This window comes from Mesorhizobium sp. P2_E7 (genome assembly GCF_056403855.1).
Window position 1 is genome coordinate 1,338,764 of sequence record NZ_JBFUER010000001.1, and the last position, 16,936, is coordinate 1,355,699.

Sequence of the window (16,936 nt, forward strand, 5' to 3'; positions counted from 1 at the left end):
GCTCCGAACACCCGCGCCGCTTCCGAAGCAGTGGATGACGCGAATGTGCATCCCGGCCCGGCGCGGCATTGGAATTGCGCGAAACCGCTTCTCGTGGGCTGAAATTGGCACAGTTCGTGCTTGATGGAGGCGCAAGCGGGGCGCACAACCCGTCTTTTTGGCAGTGGAGGCCACTTTTTACATGAAAAAGATCGAAGCGATCATCAAGCCGTTCAAGCTAGACGAAGTGAAGGAAGCGCTTCAGGAGGCCGGGCTGCAAGGCATCACCGTTACCGAAGCCAAGGGTTTCGGCCGCCAGAAAGGCCACACCGAACTCTATCGCGGCGCCGAATATGTCGTCGACTTCCTGCCCAAGGTGAAGATCGAAGTCGTGCTTGGCGACGACGCGGTTGAAGGCGCCATCGAGGCCATCCGCAAGGCGGCGCAGACCGGCCGCATCGGCGACGGCAAGATCTTCGTCTCCAACATCGAGGAAGTGGTTCGCATCCGTACCGGTGAAACGGGGATGGACGCCGTCTGAGGTTTCTGATTTCAGATATCTTGGTATCTGATTTCCGACAACTCCTCGAAACGTCATCAGACAGGGAAGAAATGACATGACGACAGCCAAAGACATCATGAAGCAGATCAAGGATAACGACGTGAAATTCGTCGACCTGCGCTTCACCGATCCGAAGGGCAAGCTGCAGCACGTGACGATGGATGTCATCGAGGTCGAGGAAGACATGTTCGCCGACGGCGTCATGTTCGACGGCTCTTCGATCGCCGGCTGGAAGGCGATCAACGAGTCCGACATGGTGCTGATGCCCGATCCCGACACCGTCCACATGGACCCGTTCTTCGCCCAGTCGACCATGGTCATCCTGTGCGACATCCTCGATCCGGTTTCCGGCGAATCCTACAACCGCGACCCGCGCGGCACCGCCAAGAAGGCCGAGGCCTACATGAAGGCCGAAGGCATCGGCGACACCATCTATGTCGGTCCGGAAGCCGAGTTCTTTGTGTTCGACGACGTCAAGTACAAGGCCGATCCCTACAACACCGGCTTCAAGCTCGACTCCACCGAATTGCCGTCGAACGACGACACCGATTACGAGACCGGCAACCTTGGCCACCGTCCGCGCATCAAGGGCGGCTATTTCCCGGTGCCGCCGATCGACAGCGCCCAGGACATGCGCTCCGAAATGCTGACCGTGCTCGCCGAAATGGGCGTGCGCGTCGAAAAGCATCACCACGAAGTGGCGGCTGCCCAGCACGAGCTCGGCATCAAGTTCGACACGCTGGTGCGCAACGCCGACAAGATGCTGATCTACAAATACGTCGTCCACCAGGTTGCCAATGCCTATGGCAAGACGGCCACCTTCATGCCGAAGCCGATCTTCGGCGACAACGGCTCGGGCATGCACGTCCACCAGTCGATCTGGAAGAATGGCAAGCCGACCTTCGCCGGCAACGAGTATGCCGGCCTGTCGGAGAGCTGCCTGTTCTACATCGGCGGTATCATCAAGCACGCCAAGGCGATCAACGCCTTCACCAACCCGCTGACCAACTCCTACAAGCGCCTGGTGCCTGGCTATGAAGCGCCGGTGCTGCTCGCCTACTCCGCGCGCAATCGCTCGGCGTCCTGTCGTATTCCGTTCGGCTCGTCGCCGAAGGCCAAGCGCGTCGAGGTCCGCTTCCCCGATCCGGGCGCGAACCCCTACCTCGCCTTCGCCGCCATGCTGATGGCCGGCCTCGACGGCATCAAGAACAAGATCCATCCGGGCCAGCCGATGGACAAGGACCTTTACGACCTGCCGCCGAAGGAATTGAAGAAGATCCCGACCGTCTGCGGCTCGCTGCGCGAAGCGCTGCAGAGCCTCGACAAAGACCGCGGCTTCCTGAAAGCCGGCGGCGTCTTCGACGACGACCAGATCGACAGCTATATCGAGCTCAAGATGGCCGAAGTGATGCGCTTCGAAATGACCCCGCATCCGGTCGAATACGACATGTACTATTCGGTCTGATCGGCCGTCTCCGCGACAAAGAAAAACCCCGGCGCCAACGCCGGGGTTTTTGTTTCAGGAGGCTATGACGCGCCCGGCCTTTCGTCGTGCGTGGTCCGCGCCGACAAGGTCGCGGCGGTTTCTTGCGATGACGTCCTCGGCAACCGGAACAGGTTCGAGACCGGCAAACTTGCGATAGAGGACAGCACCCACAACCGTCGGCAAAGTGGCGAGAAGCACCAGCGGCCCCGCGGCGCCGAATGTAACGAGAGCCATTACCGGAGCCGCCAGCAATCCGCCAACACCATACGCCAGATATCCGGTCTTGCTCATCGATCGCAGCGCAAAATGCGCGATGGCAATGAGGATCAGAACCGGCATCCCGGTGAACAGCGCAATGGCGCCCCTTGCCACCAGGTCACTCACCAGCACATCAATCAGATTTCCGGGGTGTATTGATTTACCGAGGCGCTCCAGATCATGCATGTAAGACCTGAGATCCAGGATCCCCTGAAGTATGGTGCTTAGCACGCCACCCAGGATGGATGCGCCAACCAGAGACAGCAGCGAGGTCCGCACACGCAAAGGCCCGGCAAAGTACTCCGTTCCCTCGTGCACGAATGCGCCGTCGGCGGTAGCCGGCGTCTTTGCAGTCGCAGCTTGTGCACGACCAGGCCGACCATGCGATCCGGTCTCTGTTTCGCCGGCCCCAGTGGTGGCGAGGCGGCGATAGGCGGCATTCATTCCGTCGAGGTCTTCGGCCACACCATCTACTCCGGCCGACTTGCGGTATGCCAGGCCGATAGCCGCACCGATGCAGGCGGGCATGAACAAACCCGTCGACAGGTTTCCCGTCGCCGCCAGTTGTTCGAACGTGCCGGACGCAAGATGCAATACGAACAGCGGCAAGGCGCAAACGGTGCCGAGCGCGGCATAGGCCCAAGGCTTGATTATGCCGAGATGGCGCAACGCCAGATGTCCCGCCGTGAATATCACGGCGAACACGATACCGCCCTTGAGTATCGTCAGAAGAACGGCATCGTTGCTGAAATCGCGGAGCGGTTCCGTGCCCCAGCCGCGTATGCTCGCCGCGACCAGATAGAAACCAAACGTCAGCCCCGCCACAAATAGTTTCGGATAATGCGTACCAATACGGTTCATGCACAGGCCCCCTTGGTAGCGACCCCTATAGGAGGCTCCTTAAAATTGCACAAAGCAGCCAAGTAAAATGCTGATTGTTCCAGGAATTGTACATGACCAAGCTCAATAGAGTCGGCAGGTAGCTGTTGATTGCATTGAACAAAAAGAACCCCGGCTTTCGCCGGGGTTCTCGCATGGACAGACAGGCCGGAGGGCTGGCGTCTATCCAGCAAGCTCGTCGGGACCGTGCAGCGTCCAGTCGGCTCGCCGCGCCAGCACCAGCACGTAGTAGATTGCGGCCACCGCCATGATCAGCACCGTGGCAATCAGGCTCGGCCGCCCGAAAGCGGCGTCGAGCAGGTTCTGGTAGGCGACATAGATCAGCGCCACGAAGGCAAGGATCGCCGGCACCGGAAACAGCGGCATGCGATAGTGCCCGCCTGAGGTCGTGCCGTTCCGGCGGCCGGCAAACACCGCCACGCAAAGCAGCGCGTAGATCACCACCAGCGAGGTGCCGCTGACCACCAGCAACAGATTGATGTCGATGAAGCAGGCAATCGCCGCCAGCACCGACACCACAATGGTGGCGACCCAGGGCGAAGCGTAGCTGCCATGCACCGAGGCGACGGCAGCGTTGAGCGGACCGAACCAGGTTTTGTCGCGGCCCGAGCTGTACAGCAGCCGCGCCGCCTGCAGGATGATGGCGATGACCGCGTTGAAGATGGCGACCGCTATCGCCAGGCTGATCAGCACCGTCAGCGCATGGCCGCCGCGCGCCTCGAGAAAGTACTCGATCTTCTGCGGGGCTGCGAGCAACCCGGCAAGGTCGGGCGAACCGAGCAGCACCGCCGTGAGCGGAATGAGTTCGGCCGCCACCGTGATCAGCAGCGCCCAGACGACGATCTTGCCAATGTTGCGCTTGGCGTCGTGCGTCTCCTCGCCGAAATAGGCGGCGGCACCATAGCCATTGTAGGCAAAGAGCGAGACTGCGGTGGCCGCCAGGATGAGGCCGGCCGATGCCGGCACCAGCGTGTTGGTCGTGGCGTCGAGCAATTGCGGCGCCGTAAACAGGCTGGAAAGCGGCCGCTCGACATGGGCGAAGCCAAGCCCGGTCAGGACCAGCAGCGCCAGCATCTCGATGCCGAGGAAGATGCCGGTGACGAAGGCGTTGAGCTTGATGCGCATGGCCGCAACCGTGCCGGCCAGCGCAATCGTCAACACGCCCACCCATTGCGGGCTGAGATTGGGGATGAGGACACCGAGATAGGTGCCGACGCCGAGCGCGATGACGGCGACGATCAGCACGATCGATACGAACACCAGCACCAGCGTGACAAACCCCCAGAAGCGGCCGAGCGTGCGGCCGATCATGGTGTATTCGCCGCCCGCCATCGGATAGGCCGATGACAGTTCGGCATAAACGAAGGCCATGAACAGGCCGATGATTGCGGCGATGACGAAACTCAGGAATGAGCCGGTGCCGGCCAGCGCAATGACACCCGGCACGATAATGAAGACCGAGGATGCCGGCGTCACCGCCGACAGCACGATCATCAGCGTGCCCAGCGCGTTGAGCGCCCGGTCAAGCCCCTTGGCGCTTGGTGCAGCCTTGTCGACGGCCGCGTTTGTGGCTTCGTGTGTGGACATTATCCTCCCCTTTTTTTAATTGGATAAAAATTATTATCCGCAGCGGAACCTATCCACGTCGGTACAAATCGTCAACAAATATGCGATATGCCGGCTTGCAAAAATCCAAAGGCCAGTTTTAATTGAATTGAATTCAGGAAAAGAACCATGGGCAGACCCAAGACACAGACCGATCGCCGCCTGACGCTGGTCGCAGCAGCCGAATCGATGATCGCCAGGCGCGGCCTCGCCGGCGTCACCTTGCGCGATGTCGCCAACGAAGCAGGCATGAGCTCGAGCGCCCTGCTCTACTACTATCCCGGCCTCAAGGAGCTGCTGGACGACGTGCAGAAAAAGGCGGTCGAGCGCTTCTGCACCCAGCGCGCCGCGTCGGTCGCCACGATTGCCGATCCGCGCCTGCGGCTGAGGACAATGATCGAAAGCGGGCTGCCGACCGACCAGGACGACCAGCTCTGCCGGCTGCTGCTCGAACTCGGCGCCTATTCGCGCTCGGACGCCAGCTATGCCGCCCGCCATATCACTTTGTTCGAGCGCCAGGTGGCGATCTATATCGGCATTCTTGAAGCGGGTGCGGCCACAGGCGCCTTCAAGCTGAAGGGCGTCAGCGAGATCATCGCCCGCAGCCTGGTCGTGCTGGAAGACGGCCTCGGTCTCCACCTCGTCAATGTCGTGCCGGCCGTCGACCAGGCTTCGGCGCTGGCGATCCTCACCAGTTACGCCGAACTCGCGACCGGCTGCAGCCTTCGCTGAGCCGGCTATCAACGGAGCATCTCTTCAGCATGGACCAGCGGATCGCCTCGACCGTCACGCCTTCCGGCAAGCAACGCGCCCGTGGCCTGGGCATCCCGCTGCCGGGCCAGCCGGGCGCGGCAAACGCCATCACCGATGTCGATGGCGTGCTGGTCGGCTATTCCACGATCATCAAGGGCGAAGGCAAGCTCAGCCTTGGGCATGGACCGGTCCGCACCGGCGTCACCGCGATTCTGCCGCTGGGCCGCGACGGCGTTGGAACCGCCTGTGCTGCCGCCTACCATTCCTTCAACGGCAATGGCGAAATGACCGGCGCGTCATGGCTCGAGGAAGCCGGCAGCCTCAACATGCCGATCCTGATCACCAACACGCACGCTGTCGGCCCCTGCCATCGTGCCGTCATCGACTGGGTGGCGCGCAACAAGCCTGACGTCGCCAGCCAATGGCTGCTGCCGGTGGTGGCGGAAACCTGGGACGGCTATCTCAACGACATCAACGGCTCGCATGTCAGCGCCGACCACGCCATCGCGGCGATCGACAGCGCGGCCGGCGGCGCCATCGAGGAAGGCTCGGTCGGCGGCGGCACCGGCATGAACTGCTATGCCTTCAAGGGCGGCTCCGGCAGCGCGTCGCGGATCGTCGATTACGGCCACCGCTCCTACACGGTCGGCGTCTTCCTGCAGGCCAATTTCGGTTCGCGCCATGAACTCAGCATCGCCGGCGCGCCGCTGGGCGCCGCACTGGCCGACGACAATCCGATGGAAGCCTATTTCAGCGGTGGGCCGACCGGCGCCGGCTCCTGCATCGGCATCGTCGCCACCGACGCGCCGCTGTTGCCCGGCCAATGCAAGGCATTGGCCCGCCGCGTGCCGCTCGGGCTGGCGCGTACCGGCACCGCCGGCTCGCATTTCTCCGGCGATATCTTCCTCGCCCTCTCGACCGCCAATCCGGATGCGCTCAACGGCCGCTTCCCGAAGGGCGCGCCGACCCGTGAGAGCTACAGCCATATGGACTTCATTCCCTGGGGCCGGATGGACGATTTCTACACGGCCGTGGTGCAAGCGACTGAAGAGGCCGTGCTCAACGCGCTGATCGCCAACACCGAAATGACCGGCCGCGACGGCAATCGCACCCCTGCTCTGCCGCACGACAAAGTGGTGGCGGCGCTGAAAGCGCGCGGCGTCATCGCCGGCTGACGGGCACTCGCACAAACCGCCATACGAAAAGAGCCCCGGCATTTTCTGCCGGGGCTCTTTCTCGTCATGCGCTTTGGAGCGGTCCTTTTCGGACCGCCACAGAATCAGGCAGCGGCTGAAACCTGGCCGGCGGTCGAAACCTCCGCGATGGTCTTCAGGATCTGCGAAGCGATCTGGTAGGGGTCGCCCTGCGAGTTCGGGCGGCGGTCTTCCAGATAGCCCTTATAGTCATTGTTGACGAAGGAATGCGGCACGCGGATCGAGGCGCCGCGGTCGGCGATGCCGTAGCTGAACCGGTTCCACGGCGCAGTCTCGTGCTTGCCGGTCAGGCGCTTGTCATTGTCCGGGCCGTAGACGGCGATGTGGTCCATCAGGTTCTTGTCGAATTGAGCCATCAGCGCTTCGAAATAGGCCTTGCCGCCGACTTCGCGCATATAGGCGGTCGAGAAGTTGGCGTGCATGCCCGAACCGTTCCAGTCGGTGTCGCCGAGCGGCTTGCAGTGATACTCGATGTCGATCTCGTACTTTTCGGTGAGCCGCTGCAGGAGATAGCGGGCCATCCACATCTGGTCGGCGGCTTTTTTCGAGCCCTTGCCGAAGATCTGGAATTCCCACTGGCCCTTGGCCACTTCGGCGTTGATGCCTTCGTGGTTGATGCCGGCGGCGAGGCAGAGGTCGAGATGCTCCTCGACGATCTGGCGCGCGATCGGGCCGACATTCGAATAGCCGACGCCGGTGTAGTACGGGCCCTGCGGCGCCGGATAGCCGCTCTCGGGGAAGCCGAGCGGACGGCCGTCCTTGTAGAAGAAATACTCCTGCTCGAAGCCGAACCAGGCACCCTCGTCGTCGAGGATGGTGGCGCGCTTGTTGGACACATGCGGCGTCACACCATCGGGCATCATCACTTCGCACATCACCAGCACGCCGTTGGTGCGGGCCGGATCCGGGAACACAGCAACCGGCTTCAGAACGCAGTCGGAGCTGTGGCCTTCGGCCTGCTGGGTCGAGGAGCCGTCGAAGCCCCACAGCGGCAGCTGCTCGAGCGTCGGGAACTCGGCGAACTCCTTGATCTGGGTCTTGCCGCGCAGATTGGGGACCGGGGTGTATCCATCGAGCCAGATGTACTCGAGCTTGTATTTCGTCATTCTAGAGCCTCTCGTTGCTTGTTCACCGAAGCTGGATGACACCGGCGCATGCCGAGCCATCCGGCAGACCGGCTGCCGGTCGATAAAATGCAAGTCATGTGCCATTTCCGCTGCGCGGGGTGCGTCAAAAATGCCCATTCATCCCGGCGATCCGGCCAAGCCGCCTAAGCAATGCGCCGGGATCGATCAAAGACCAAATCTGCTTAAATAACAGGCAAATGCTGATCTTTCTTTAGGCATCTTGCCTAAACGAATTGCAGCCCCTACTTTGATGGAAAGATGAATCGACAAGCCTCTCCAGAAGAAAGGAGACCGACCATGGAAATCACGTCAGCCCGTCCGTCGGCAAAAATCCTGATGTTCCCGCTGGCAGCACGCGCGAATGCCTCAAATTTAGGCGTCAAGGCCAAGTTTGCGGCAGAGCTCGCCTCGCTGCGCGATCACCCGCTGGACTATGGCGAGGCCTGGTACCATGAGGCCGCCATCGCGGAAGCCGAGCAGCCTCGCAAGAGCTAGCCGTTTACCGGGCCAGCAGTTGAAAGCAGGCCTGACCAAAAGAAAAACCCGGCACGATCGCTCGCGCCGGGTTTTTTGTTGAACGCAGGAACAGCGCCTACTGCTTGGTGTGCAGGTCGGTTCCCAGCGTATCCCTGACGAAGATCATGCCGATGATCAGCGACATCGCCGCGATCACCACCGGATACCAGAGGCCGTAATAGATATCGCCCTTGGAAGCGCTGAGCGCGAACACGATCGCCGGCAGCAGGCCGCCGAACCAGCCATTGCCAATGTGATATGGCAGCGACATACCGGTGTAGCGGATGCGGGTCGGGAACATCTCGACCAGGATCGCCGCGATCGGCCCGTAGACCATGGTCACGTAGACGACCAGGATGAACAGGATGCCGATGACCTTTGCCCAGTTGACGGCTGCCGGGTCGGCAAACATCGAGAACGCACCGGCCGCCGGAACACTGTAGACCGTCACGTCGGTGGCGCCGGCGGCGTCATCCGCCGTCAGCAGCTTGTCCTTGACCGCCTGGGCGAGCGGGACAGTGGCTTTTTCACCGGCGCGAATGGCTGCCGCGTCGAGTTTCAGTTCGGGATTGGCCGCGACAAAGGCGTCGAGCTTTTGGTCGGCAACCTTGGCGGCAGCACGTTTCAGCGGATAGCCGCTGTCCTGAAGCGCGAGGTTGACCGCCTTCTTGAAGGCAGTGTCGTTTGAAGCCGCCTTGTCCGCGGCTGCCACGGCATCATAGGACGCCACCGTTTCGGTGCCAATCTTCACACTGGCCGCGGTTCCCGGTGCCGCCGTCGTAACGATGTCGTAGGGTACGGAGCTCTTGGCAAGGAAGTCCGTCGCAATATCGCACGAAGTGAGAGGCTTGCGTGTTCCGGTCGGATTGAACTGGAACTTGCAGTCTCCCGGTGCAGCGGTCACCGTGGCACGCGTGTTCTGCTGCGCGGTGGCGAGCGCCGGGTTGGCGGCCCAGGTCAGCGCCTTGAACAGCGGGAAGGTGGTGACGATCGCCAGGGCCAGACCGGCCATGATGATCGGCTTGCGGCCGACCTTGTCGGAGAGCCAGCCGAACACGACGAAGAAGATCGAGCCGAGCGCCAGCGCAATCGCGATCATGATGTTGACCGACTGCGGATCGACCTTGAGCACATTGGCCAGGAAGAACAGCGCGTAGAACTGGCCATTGTACCAGACCACGGCTTGGCCGGCGGTCAAGCCGAACAACGCCAGCAAGGCGATCTTGGCATTCTTCCACTGGCCGAAGGCTTCCGTGAGCGGCGCCTTGGAGCCCTTGCCCTCGTCCTTCATGCGCTGGAAGGTCGGCGATTCGGCAAGCGAAAGGCGAATCCAGACCGATATGGCGAGCAGGATGGCCGAGACCAGGAATGGAATACGCCAGCCCCAAGCCGTGAAATCCTCTTTGCTCAGCGAATTCTGTACGATCAGGATGATGATCAGCGACAGGAAAAGGCCAAGCGTCGCCGTCGTCTGGATCCACGACGTATAGAACCCGCGACGGTCGTCGGGAGCGTGTTCGGCGACATAGGTCGCCGCACCACCGTACTCACCGCCAAGCGCCAGGCCCTGCAGCATGCGCAACCCAACCAGGATGATGGGCGCCGCAATGCCCCAGCTCGCCGAACCGGGAAGCAGGCCGACCAGGAAGGTCGACAGGCCCATGATCGTGATGGTGACAAGAAATGTGTATTTGCGGCCGACGAGATCGCCGATGCGGCCGAACACCAGCGCGCCGAACGGACGCACCAGGAAGCCGGCGGCGAAAACCAGCAATGTGAAGATGTTGCGCGTCGCCTCAGGATAAGTGGCGAAGAATGTGCTGCCGATCGCGGCCGCCAATGCGCCATAGAGATAGAAATCATACCATTCGAAAATCGTGCCGAGCGAGGAAGCGAAGATAACTTTCTTCTCCTCCCGTGTCATGCCGCGGCTGCTTCCGCCGGCGGTCGATGCCATTGCCATGGAAAATGTCCTCCCGTGAGATCCCGTCTGTCTTCGATGCCGGGCGTCACGGTCGGCGTTCCCTCTGAACGCGACTCAGCCCAGCCATCGGCGTAAAAAATGACAGAAAGCGGCAGGCGGAGGCAGAGAGACCTTGGGTTTATGACTTTCGTATTAGGTGCAGTGCGGCAAAGACCGGATCAGGCCTTGAGCGCGTCCAGCAGGCTGACGGCGGCCATCATGTCGCGTTTGCGGGCAGCGCGACGCGACACCGCTTCGGCATCCTGGCCCCAATGCTCGACCTGCCAGTCTTCGTCGACATGGCCGGCCGCCCAGGCCGCTTCGCCGTCAAGCGCGCCGTAGTCGACCGCAAGCGCAAGCAGCGCCGAACCGGTCAGCGAGGTCATGACATGGATGGCGGCCAGCCGCAGCGGCTCGGCGCGCTGGGCAAGATGGGTGCCGAGCACGGCGATGCTTTCGCGCGGCTGCTCGACATGGATGATGCCCTCGGCAAGGTTGAAGCGAGCGCCGAGCACGCTGCGCGCCCAGTCGATGACCGGGTCCCAATGCTGGTTCTGGCGCTCGATCAGGCCTTGTGGCGCGTCGGCGCGGTAGCAGGTGAGATCGGACGAGGCGAACCGCAACACGTCCTCAAGCACCGCTTGCGGGTCGCTGGCGACACCATCGATGGCGGTGTTGACCAGGCGCAGCACCGGCATCGTGACAGGATCGATGGTCTCGCCTTGCGCGTCGAATTCCCTGGCTACCAACTGTGCCGCCTGCTCGGTAGGCAGCGCAAGCAACGCCTTGCCCGGCGTGCGCACCGGTTTGCCGTCGAGATGCACGGCAAAGCCGTCGTCCACCGGCACGACGGAAACGTCCGTGTAGAAGCGCTTCGGTAGATGCGTCTTCATCTGGATCTGCGCGCGGCGCACTGGATCCGGATCGGAGAGCTGCTGCTTGCCTGCTTCGAGGTCGTTGAGGATATCGCGCATGTTGAACTCCTTAGCCCAAAACCTGCTTGCGCGCCGGCCGGTTGACGATGATCAGGCCGACTGCGATCAGCCCGAGCGCCACAAAAATCCTGACCGTCGGCGCCTCGCCCAGAATAACAGCGCCGCACAGCACACCGAACACCGGCGACAGGAAGGCGAAGCTCGACAGGCCCGATGCCGGATAGCGCCGAAGCAGCCAGAACCACAACACATAGGTGAAGGCAACGACATAGATGGACTGGAACAGCAGCGCCCATGTCGACAGGGCAGTGACGTCACGGATCGGCGGGCCAGCAAACGGCATCACCAGGAAGCCGACGACGGCGGCGCCCGCCAGCTGGTAGAGCAGCAGTTTTTCGGCGCTGGTCTCGACCAGTTTCGAGCGCTTGATGACGATGCTGGTCGCCGCCCACAGGATGCCGGATCCGAGGCTGAGCAGATCGCCCATCAGAGTCACTTTGTTGCCGCCGACAATCCCGTCGGAGAACACCGCCACCAGGCCACAGAAGGCAAGAACAAGCCCACCAAGCTTGCGCGCATTGATGCGCTCGCCGAGCAGGAAATGGCCACCGATCAGGACCCAGAACGGCATGGTGTTGACCAGCAGCGTGTTGCGGGCGACGGTCGTGTATTCCAGCCCGATATAGAGGCACAGGAACTCGACGCCGAACAGCACGCCGACAATGATGCCTGAGACCAGCGACCCGTCGGCCTCGAACAGCCTGATGCCGCGCAGCCAGCACCAGCCGAGGACGCAAAGCCCGCCAACGATCGAGCGTGCGATCGAAACGAAAACAGGATCATAGCCGGCATAGGAGATCTTGGCGGCGACATAGTTCAGCCCCCAGGAAAAGGTCAGCCCGACCATGATCGAAGCTGCCGCCAGATCGACCGCGTCGCGGCGATCCAATGCCGAGGCGACGGCCAATGTCAGTCCTCCGCGCTGGCGTCGTCGAAGCCGATCAGGTTCCAGCTCTGGCGCATATGCGGCGGCATCGGCGCGGTGACGTCGATGACGCCCTTGTCCGGGTGCGGAATGACGATGCGGCGCGCATGCAGATGCAGGCGGTTTTGAATGCCGCCCGGGAAGTCCCAGTTGGTATCGGCCTCGAAATATTTGGGATCGCCGATGATCGGGCAGCCAATGTACGCGGCATGAACGCGAAGCTGGTGGGTGCGGCCGGTATAGGGCTCCATTTCGAGCCAGGTCATCGTCTGCGCCGCCTGCTCGATGATGCGGTAGTAGGACACGGCATGGTCGGCGCCCTTTTCGCCGTGGGCTGCCACGCGCACGCGGTCGCCATCCTCGGTCGGCTCCTTGATCAGCCAGGTCGAGATCTTGTCCTCACGCTTGGGCGGCACGCCCTTGACCAGCGCCCAATAGGTTTTCTTGGTTTCGCGCGCACGAAAGGACTCGGAGAGCTTCATCGCCGCAAGCCTGGTGCGTGCAACCACCAGCACGCCCGACGTGTCGCGGTCGAGCCTATGCACCAGGCGCGGCTTCTCGCCCTTCTGGCTGCGCCAGGCCTCCAGCATGTCGTCGACATTGCGGGTGACGCCAGAGCCGCCTTGCACGGCCAGGCCCGCCGGCTTGTTGAAGACGAAGACCTTCGGGTCTTCGTGGATCAGCATCTTGGCCAGCACATCAGCGTCGCCCTGGTTGCGGATCGAATGACCCGTAAGTGCACTCTCGCCCTTCTTGTCGACCTCGAGCGGCGGCACGCGCACCACCTGGCCCGGCTCGACACGGCTGTCGGCCTTGACCCGGCCGCCATCGACGCGGATCTGGCCGGAGCGCAGCAGCTTCTGCAGATGGCCGAAACCGAGGCCGGGGAAATGGGTTTTGAACCAGCGATCGAGCCGCATGCCCGCCTCGCCGGCCTCTACTGTGATCTGTTCAACGCCTGCCATAATTCCAATCGCCGTTCCGCGGCATGCAACGGCATTCACCGACACCCGCAACCTCATACTGGGTCATTCGTTGTCGGTTCCATATTGCAGAACCTGAACTTTCTCCAGCGTGATCAGACCGCTTGTCATGATTGTCTCAAGTATTGGCAGGAAAGCGGCTATCTTTTCCTCGCCATCGACGATCTCGATCACAAGGGGCAGATCCTCCGACAAACGGAGGATCTTCGTGGTATGAAGCCGGCTGGAATGGCCGAACCCCATCGCTCCGCGCAGGACGGTCGCGCCGGCAATCTGCATTTCGCGAGCCTTCAGCACGATTGCCTCATACAGCGGACGGCCGTCTGCCCTGTCGTTCTCGCCGATGAATATGCGCAGCAATTGCGCCTGTGTCGGTATTTTCATTGCCCGGACCCTCTCAGTCGGTTGAGGCGCATTGCAAAGATGTGGCCAAGCCAGACGGCGGCAAGCCACGCCACCACGGAGATCGCGATATTGAGCCCCGCCGCCACAAGCTCCCCGCCTTGCGCGAGGATGAGCGTTTCAAGGCTGAACGCGGAAAAGGTCGTCAGGCCTCCACAGAAGCCGGCCATGAAGAACTGGCGCTGCAACGGGCTGGCGAAGACGCGGCCTTCCGGCCCCGTCAATGTAGCATAGAAGCCGATGAGGAATGAGCCGACAATGTTCACGAGGAGTGTGCCGAAGGGGAATCCACTGCCCCACAAGGCATCGCTCGCCAATGAGACAAGCGCCCGCAGCACGCCGCCGATCATGCTGCCGGCTGCCACGGTAGCATAGATCCGAACCGTTTCACTCGTTTTACGCCAGCCAATGAGGCGCGCCGCGTGCCCTGCCGCGGCAGCGTCCGTTCCGCCGGAGCGAAGCTTCCGCGGACTGCTCATGGCGCCCCGTTGCCGATCAGGAGACTTCCCGCGGCAAAGCCCAGCGTCACGCTGCCGAGGCTCAGAACAACCGAAAGCAGCACATTGCCGCCGGCGCGCAACCATTCACCCTCGCGCGCCAGCGCCAGCGTCTGCAGGCTGAAGGAAGACACCGTGGTATAGCAGCCGAGGCAGCCGGTAACTGCAAAGGCCCAGATGCCGGGCATTCCGTCGCGCGCCACCGCATGCGCGATGACACCGATCGCAAACGCCCCCGAGACGTTGACGACCATCGTACCCCAGGGAAAGGTCTCGCCGACCCGGCGGGCGATGAAGCCGGACAGGAAGAAGCGGGCAATCGCGCCGATCGCGCCGCCAAGACAGACAAGCAACAGGTGATACATCGCGCTCCCTCTCGCCGGTCAAGACTACGCGTCAGGTTGTCTCGACCTTCTTTGCCTTGCTCGAACCGAGCATCTTCCAGTTCTTGTAGAACATGGCATTGATGCGCTCGACGCTGACCGAGACGATGGCGAGAAGGCCGGCGATGAGGCCGGGGAATGGCGACGGGCGGATGATGTCCATGAACACGCAGTAGCGGCGCCCGTCATACTCGTTGACCGAGCGATGCAGCAGCGTGTCATCGAATATATAGAGCGGATTGTCGTACCAGTAGTTCCTGGCGCCGTTGCACTCGACGAAAATCTCGGCCTTCACCGGCAAGAGATTGTAGAGGATGCGCAGGCTGAGCCGCAGCGGTCCGAAATGCCAGGAGGTCGATTCCTTGCTTCTGAATACAGAGACGGCGATGGTCTTGATGTATTTGAAATCCTTGTTGAATTCGGCGACGTTGTCGATCTTGTGCTTGCCGTACCACTGATAGACATACATGCCGCGCCTGGCGGTGCCGAAATTGGCGTCGATATCGGCGATAATCTCGTCCTTGCGCGCCTTGAAGACGTCGAGAACCTCATTGACCTCGCGCTGATAGTCCAGCGGAAACTGCTCCAGCTTCCACACGCCCGGGTTCCGGTAGCTAAGCAGATCGACCAGCAGGTTGAAGGGCGACAGCAGCCAGGTGAAAATGCCGTTGCCGAGGAAATAGCCGCGCAACAGCGATAGGTCCTTGTTGGCATTGCGCAGCACATCGATCAGGCCGCAGACGATCCAGATCGTCGTCAGGATCGGGATGAAATAGAAGCCGAGGGCGAGCAGCGGAACTGCAATCACAGCCTGGCGAAGCGATTTACGAAGGGATTTTTTCATTTTTTTCTCGCGCCATCGGGCGCGATTCCTGTTGCGAACGACAATCGCCAAGCATCTTGGCGACGGCCACCCCCGAGGCCGTGCGCCTTGATAGGGTCTTTTGTCCCCACGCACAATGCCATCGAACGGCGCCCGGGTGGCTCTCGGTGGCTGGTGAGCAAAATATTTGGAGGTTTGTACTCCACTTTAGTTGGGTTTCGTCCTGGGGCGACCAAACCACGCTGGGCGCAAGCCTATTTTTCCCGCTCGCTGCGCAGCTTCGCCCAATAGTCCAGTCGTTTGCGGATATCACGCTCGAAGCCGCGTTCGGGCGGATCGTAAAATGTCTGCCGGCCCATCTTTTCGGGAAAATAGTCCTGGCCGGAAAATGCATCGGGCTGGTCATGATCGTAGCGATAGCCGGCGCCGTAATCCTCCTCTTTCATCAGCTTGGTCGGCGCGTTGAGGATGTGCTTGGGCGGCAGCAGCGAACCGAACTCCTTCGCCGCCCGCGTGGCAGCCTTGAAGGCGGTATAGACGGCGTTGGATTTGGGCGCGGTGGCGAGATAGACAGTCGCCTCGGCGAAGGCGAGTTCGCCTTCGGGCGAGCCCAGATAGTCATAGGCGTCCTTGGCGGCGTTGGCGACGACCAGCGCCTGCGGGTCGGCCAGCCCGATGTCCTCCATCGCCATGCGCACCAGCCGGCGGCCGAGATAGAGCGGATCTTCGCCGGCGTCGAACATGCGGGCGAGATAGTAGAGGGCCGCGTCGGGATCGGACCCGCGCACCGATTTGTGCAGCGCCGAGATCAGATTGTAATGGCCGTCCTGGCCCTTGTCGTAGATCGGCGCACGGCGCTGGACGATGCGCTGCAGCCCTTCGGGATCGAAAACCTCGCCAGGTTTAGCGGCACGCCAGACTTCCTCGGCGAGCGTCAGCGAGGCACGACCGTCACCATCGCTCATGCGCATCAGCATCGCCCGCGCCTCGGCGTCGAGCGGCAACGCCCTGCCCTCCGTCTCCTCAGCCCGCGTCATCAGTTTGGCGATGCTGTCCTCGCCAAGCGAATGAAAAACCAGCACCCGCGCACGGGACAACAAAGCGGCGTTGAGTTCGAAGGACGGGTTCTCGGTTGTGGCGCCAACCAGCACGACGGTCCCGTCCTCCATGACCGGAAGGAACGAATCCTGCTGGGCGCGATTGAAGCGATGGATCTCGTCGACGAACAACAACGTCTGGCGGCCATTGGCCCGCCGCAGCTTCGCTGCCTCGAACACTTTCTTCAGATCGGCGACACCGGAAAACACCGCCGATATCTGCTCGAAGGCAAGGCTGGTCTCGCCGGCCAGCAGCCGCGCCACGGTGGTTTTTCCGGTACCCGGCGGGCCCCAAAAAATCATCGAGCCGAGCGAACCGGAATTGATCAGCCGCGTCAGCGCGCCGTCGGGTCCGGTCAGATGCTCCTGGCCGACGACCTCGCCGAGGTTTTTCGGACGCAGCCGGTCGGCGAGCGGCCGGCCGGGCGGCGCTCTTTCCGGTTCATCGACGCTGAACAGATCGGCCAT

Annotated in this window: 17 protein-coding genes; 5 read left to right on the forward strand and 12 right to left on the reverse strand. The window is 62.1% G+C overall.

Annotated features, from left to right (window positions below; genetic code table 11):
- Nucleotides 1-181 precede the first annotated feature (181 nt).
- On the forward strand, nucleotides 182-520 hold the full coding sequence (locus AC1DYC_RS06770; protein WP_006205430.1) for a P-II family nitrogen regulator: 339 nt from the start codon (nucleotides 182-184) through the stop codon (nucleotides 518-520).
- Between the two features lie 76 nt (nucleotides 521-596).
- Nucleotides 597-2,006 carry a type I glutamate--ammonia ligase gene (glnA, locus tag AC1DYC_RS06775; protein ID WP_258601625.1) on the forward strand — a complete coding sequence of 470 codons (1,410 nt, stop codon included), beginning with the start codon at nucleotides 597-599 and terminating at the stop codon, nucleotides 2,004-2,006.
- A gap of 54 nt (nucleotides 2,007-2,060) precedes the next feature.
- On the opposite strand, the gene AC1DYC_RS06780 is transcribed toward glnA, so the two are convergent.
- Both AC1DYC_RS06780 and AC1DYC_RS06785 read right to left on the reverse strand, forming a co-directional pair.
- The gene (locus AC1DYC_RS06780; RefSeq protein WP_477404960.1) at nucleotides 2,061-3,146 is read right to left on the reverse strand and encodes a hypothetical protein; all 1,086 of its coding nucleotides are present in this window, start codon (nucleotides 3,144-3,146) and stop codon (nucleotides 2,061-2,063) included.
- A gap of 201 nt (nucleotides 3,147-3,347) precedes the next feature.
- On the reverse strand, nucleotides 3,348-4,772 hold the full coding sequence (locus AC1DYC_RS06785) for an APC family permease (RefSeq protein WP_477404962.1): 1,425 nt from the start codon (nucleotides 4,770-4,772) through the stop codon (nucleotides 3,348-3,350).
- A 147-nt stretch (nucleotides 4,773-4,919) separates the two neighbouring features.
- Here AC1DYC_RS06785 and AC1DYC_RS06790 point away from each other — a divergent pair, with 147 nt between their 5' ends.
- Both AC1DYC_RS06790 and AC1DYC_RS06795 read left to right on the forward strand, forming a co-directional pair.
- A complete protein-coding gene (locus AC1DYC_RS06790) occupies nucleotides 4,920-5,522 on the forward strand; it encodes a TetR/AcrR family transcriptional regulator (RefSeq protein ID WP_477404964.1) in 603 nt (200 codons plus the stop codon).
- Nucleotides 5,523-5,551: 29 nt separating this feature from the next.
- Nucleotides 5,552-6,718: a DmpA family aminopeptidase gene (locus AC1DYC_RS06795; protein ID WP_477404966.1), complete on the forward strand. Its 1,167-nt coding sequence runs from the start codon at nucleotides 5,552-5,554 to the stop codon at nucleotides 6,716-6,718.
- Between the two features lie 104 nt (nucleotides 6,719-6,822).
- On the opposite strand, the gene AC1DYC_RS06800 is transcribed toward AC1DYC_RS06795, so the two are convergent.
- Nucleotides 6,823-7,863 carry a glutamine synthetase beta-grasp domain-containing protein gene (locus tag AC1DYC_RS06800; RefSeq protein WP_477404968.1) on the reverse strand — a complete coding sequence of 347 codons (1,041 nt, stop codon included), beginning with the start codon at nucleotides 7,861-7,863 and terminating at the stop codon, nucleotides 6,823-6,825.
- Between the two features lie 318 nt (nucleotides 7,864-8,181).
- On the opposite strand from AC1DYC_RS06800, the gene AC1DYC_RS06805 reads away from it, so the two are divergent.
- Nucleotides 8,182-8,379 (forward strand): DUF2735 domain-containing protein, encoded by a 198-nt coding sequence (locus AC1DYC_RS06805; RefSeq protein WP_477281496.1) that lies wholly within the window; start codon nucleotides 8,182-8,184, stop codon nucleotides 8,377-8,379.
- Between the two features lie 97 nt (nucleotides 8,380-8,476).
- Here AC1DYC_RS06805 and AC1DYC_RS06810 read toward each other — a convergent pair whose 3' ends face one another.
- From AC1DYC_RS06810 to AC1DYC_RS06850, 9 genes are all read right to left on the reverse strand, one after another.
- Nucleotides 8,477-10,363: an MFS transporter gene (locus AC1DYC_RS06810; RefSeq protein ID WP_477404970.1), complete on the reverse strand. Its 1,887-nt coding sequence runs from the start codon at nucleotides 10,361-10,363 to the stop codon at nucleotides 8,477-8,479.
- A 179-nt stretch (nucleotides 10,364-10,542) separates the two neighbouring features.
- On the reverse strand, nucleotides 10,543-11,337 hold the full coding sequence (locus AC1DYC_RS06815) for an ATP12 family chaperone protein (RefSeq protein WP_477404972.1): 795 nt from the start codon (nucleotides 11,335-11,337) through the stop codon (nucleotides 10,543-10,545).
- A 10-nt stretch (nucleotides 11,338-11,347) separates the two neighbouring features.
- Nucleotides 11,348-12,205, reverse strand: a complete 858-nt coding sequence (locus AC1DYC_RS06820) for a DMT family transporter (RefSeq protein ID WP_477408199.1) — start codon at nucleotides 12,203-12,205, stop codon at nucleotides 11,348-11,350.
- Between the two features lie 62 nt (nucleotides 12,206-12,267).
- Nucleotides 12,268-13,248, reverse strand: a complete 981-nt coding sequence (locus tag AC1DYC_RS06825; RefSeq protein WP_142865539.1) for an RluA family pseudouridine synthase — start codon at nucleotides 13,246-13,248, stop codon at nucleotides 12,268-12,270.
- Nucleotides 13,249-13,311: 63 nt separating this feature from the next.
- A complete protein-coding gene (locus AC1DYC_RS06830; protein ID WP_192254264.1) occupies nucleotides 13,312-13,650 on the reverse strand; it encodes a DUF190 domain-containing protein in 339 nt (112 codons plus the stop codon).
- A complete protein-coding gene (locus AC1DYC_RS06835; protein WP_477408201.1) occupies nucleotides 13,647-14,018 on the reverse strand; it encodes a CrcB family protein in 372 nt (123 codons plus the stop codon). The genes AC1DYC_RS06830 and AC1DYC_RS06835 overlap by 4 nt, the downstream gene beginning before the upstream one ends.
- Before the next feature lie 125 nt (nucleotides 14,019-14,143).
- Nucleotides 14,144-14,530, reverse strand: coding sequence for a fluoride efflux transporter CrcB (gene crcB, locus AC1DYC_RS06840; protein ID WP_477404974.1), 387 nt, complete (start codon nucleotides 14,528-14,530; stop codon nucleotides 14,144-14,146).
- Nucleotides 14,531-14,561: 31 nt separating this feature from the next.
- Nucleotides 14,562-15,392, reverse strand: a complete 831-nt coding sequence (locus tag AC1DYC_RS06845) for an aspartyl/asparaginyl beta-hydroxylase domain-containing protein (protein ID WP_477404976.1) — start codon at nucleotides 15,390-15,392, stop codon at nucleotides 14,562-14,564.
- A 233-nt stretch (nucleotides 15,393-15,625) separates the two neighbouring features.
- A complete protein-coding gene (locus AC1DYC_RS06850) occupies nucleotides 15,626-16,936 on the reverse strand; it encodes a replication-associated recombination protein A (protein ID WP_477404978.1) in 1,311 nt (436 codons plus the stop codon).

What these genes read in the sequence shown, in the direction of transcription:
- AC1DYC_RS06770 (WP_006205430.1), top strand. Translation starts at nt 182, where the DNA reads ATGAAAAAGATCGAAGCGATCATCAAGCCGTTCAAGCTAGACGAAGTG.
- AC1DYC_RS06850 (WP_477404978.1), bottom strand. Translation starts at nt 16,936, where the DNA reads ATGGCCGATCTGTTCAGCGTCGATGAACCGGAAAGAGCGCCGCCCGGC.
- AC1DYC_RS06825 (WP_142865539.1), bottom strand. Translation starts at nt 13,248, where the DNA reads ATGGCAGGCGTTGAACAGATCACAGTAGAGGCCGGCGAGGCGGGCATG.
- AC1DYC_RS06810 (WP_477404970.1), bottom strand. Translation starts at nt 10,363, where the DNA reads ATGGCAATGGCATCGACCGCCGGCGGAAGCAGCCGCGGCATGACACGG.
- glnA (WP_258601625.1), top strand. Translation starts at nt 597, where the DNA reads ATGACGACAGCCAAAGACATCATGAAGCAGATCAAGGATAACGACGTG.
- AC1DYC_RS06795 (WP_477404966.1), top strand. Translation starts at nt 5,552, where the DNA reads ATGGACCAGCGGATCGCCTCGACCGTCACGCCTTCCGGCAAGCAACGC.
- AC1DYC_RS06835 (WP_477408201.1), bottom strand. Translation starts at nt 14,018, where the DNA reads ATGATCGGCGGCGTGCTGCGGGCGCTTGTCTCATTGGCGAGCGATGCC.
- AC1DYC_RS06800 (WP_477404968.1), bottom strand. Translation starts at nt 7,863, where the DNA reads ATGACGAAATACAAGCTCGAGTACATCTGGCTCGATGGATACACCCCG.
- AC1DYC_RS06790 (WP_477404964.1), top strand. Translation starts at nt 4,920, where the DNA reads ATGGGCAGACCCAAGACACAGACCGATCGCCGCCTGACGCTGGTCGCA.
- AC1DYC_RS06785 (WP_477404962.1), bottom strand. Translation starts at nt 4,772, where the DNA reads ATGTCCACACACGAAGCCACAAACGCGGCCGTCGACAAGGCTGCACCA.
- AC1DYC_RS06815 (WP_477404972.1), bottom strand. Translation starts at nt 11,337, where the DNA reads ATGCGCGATATCCTCAACGACCTCGAAGCAGGCAAGCAGCAGCTCTCC.
- AC1DYC_RS06820 (WP_477408199.1), bottom strand. Translation starts at nt 12,205, where the DNA reads ATGGTCGGGCTGACCTTTTCCTGGGGGCTGAACTATGTCGCCGCCAAG.
- AC1DYC_RS06830 (WP_192254264.1), bottom strand. Translation starts at nt 13,650, where the DNA reads ATGAAAATACCGACACAGGCGCAATTGCTGCGCATATTCATCGGCGAG.
- AC1DYC_RS06845 (WP_477404976.1), bottom strand. Translation starts at nt 15,392, where the DNA reads ATGAAAAAATCCCTTCGTAAATCGCTTCGCCAGGCTGTGATTGCAGTT.
- crcB (WP_477404974.1), bottom strand. Translation starts at nt 14,530, where the DNA reads ATGTATCACCTGTTGCTTGTCTGTCTTGGCGGCGCGATCGGCGCGATT.
- AC1DYC_RS06805 (WP_477281496.1), top strand. Translation starts at nt 8,182, where the DNA reads ATGGAAATCACGTCAGCCCGTCCGTCGGCAAAAATCCTGATGTTCCCG.
- AC1DYC_RS06780 (WP_477404960.1), bottom strand. Translation starts at nt 3,146, where the DNA reads ATGAACCGTATTGGTACGCATTATCCGAAACTATTTGTGGCGGGGCTG.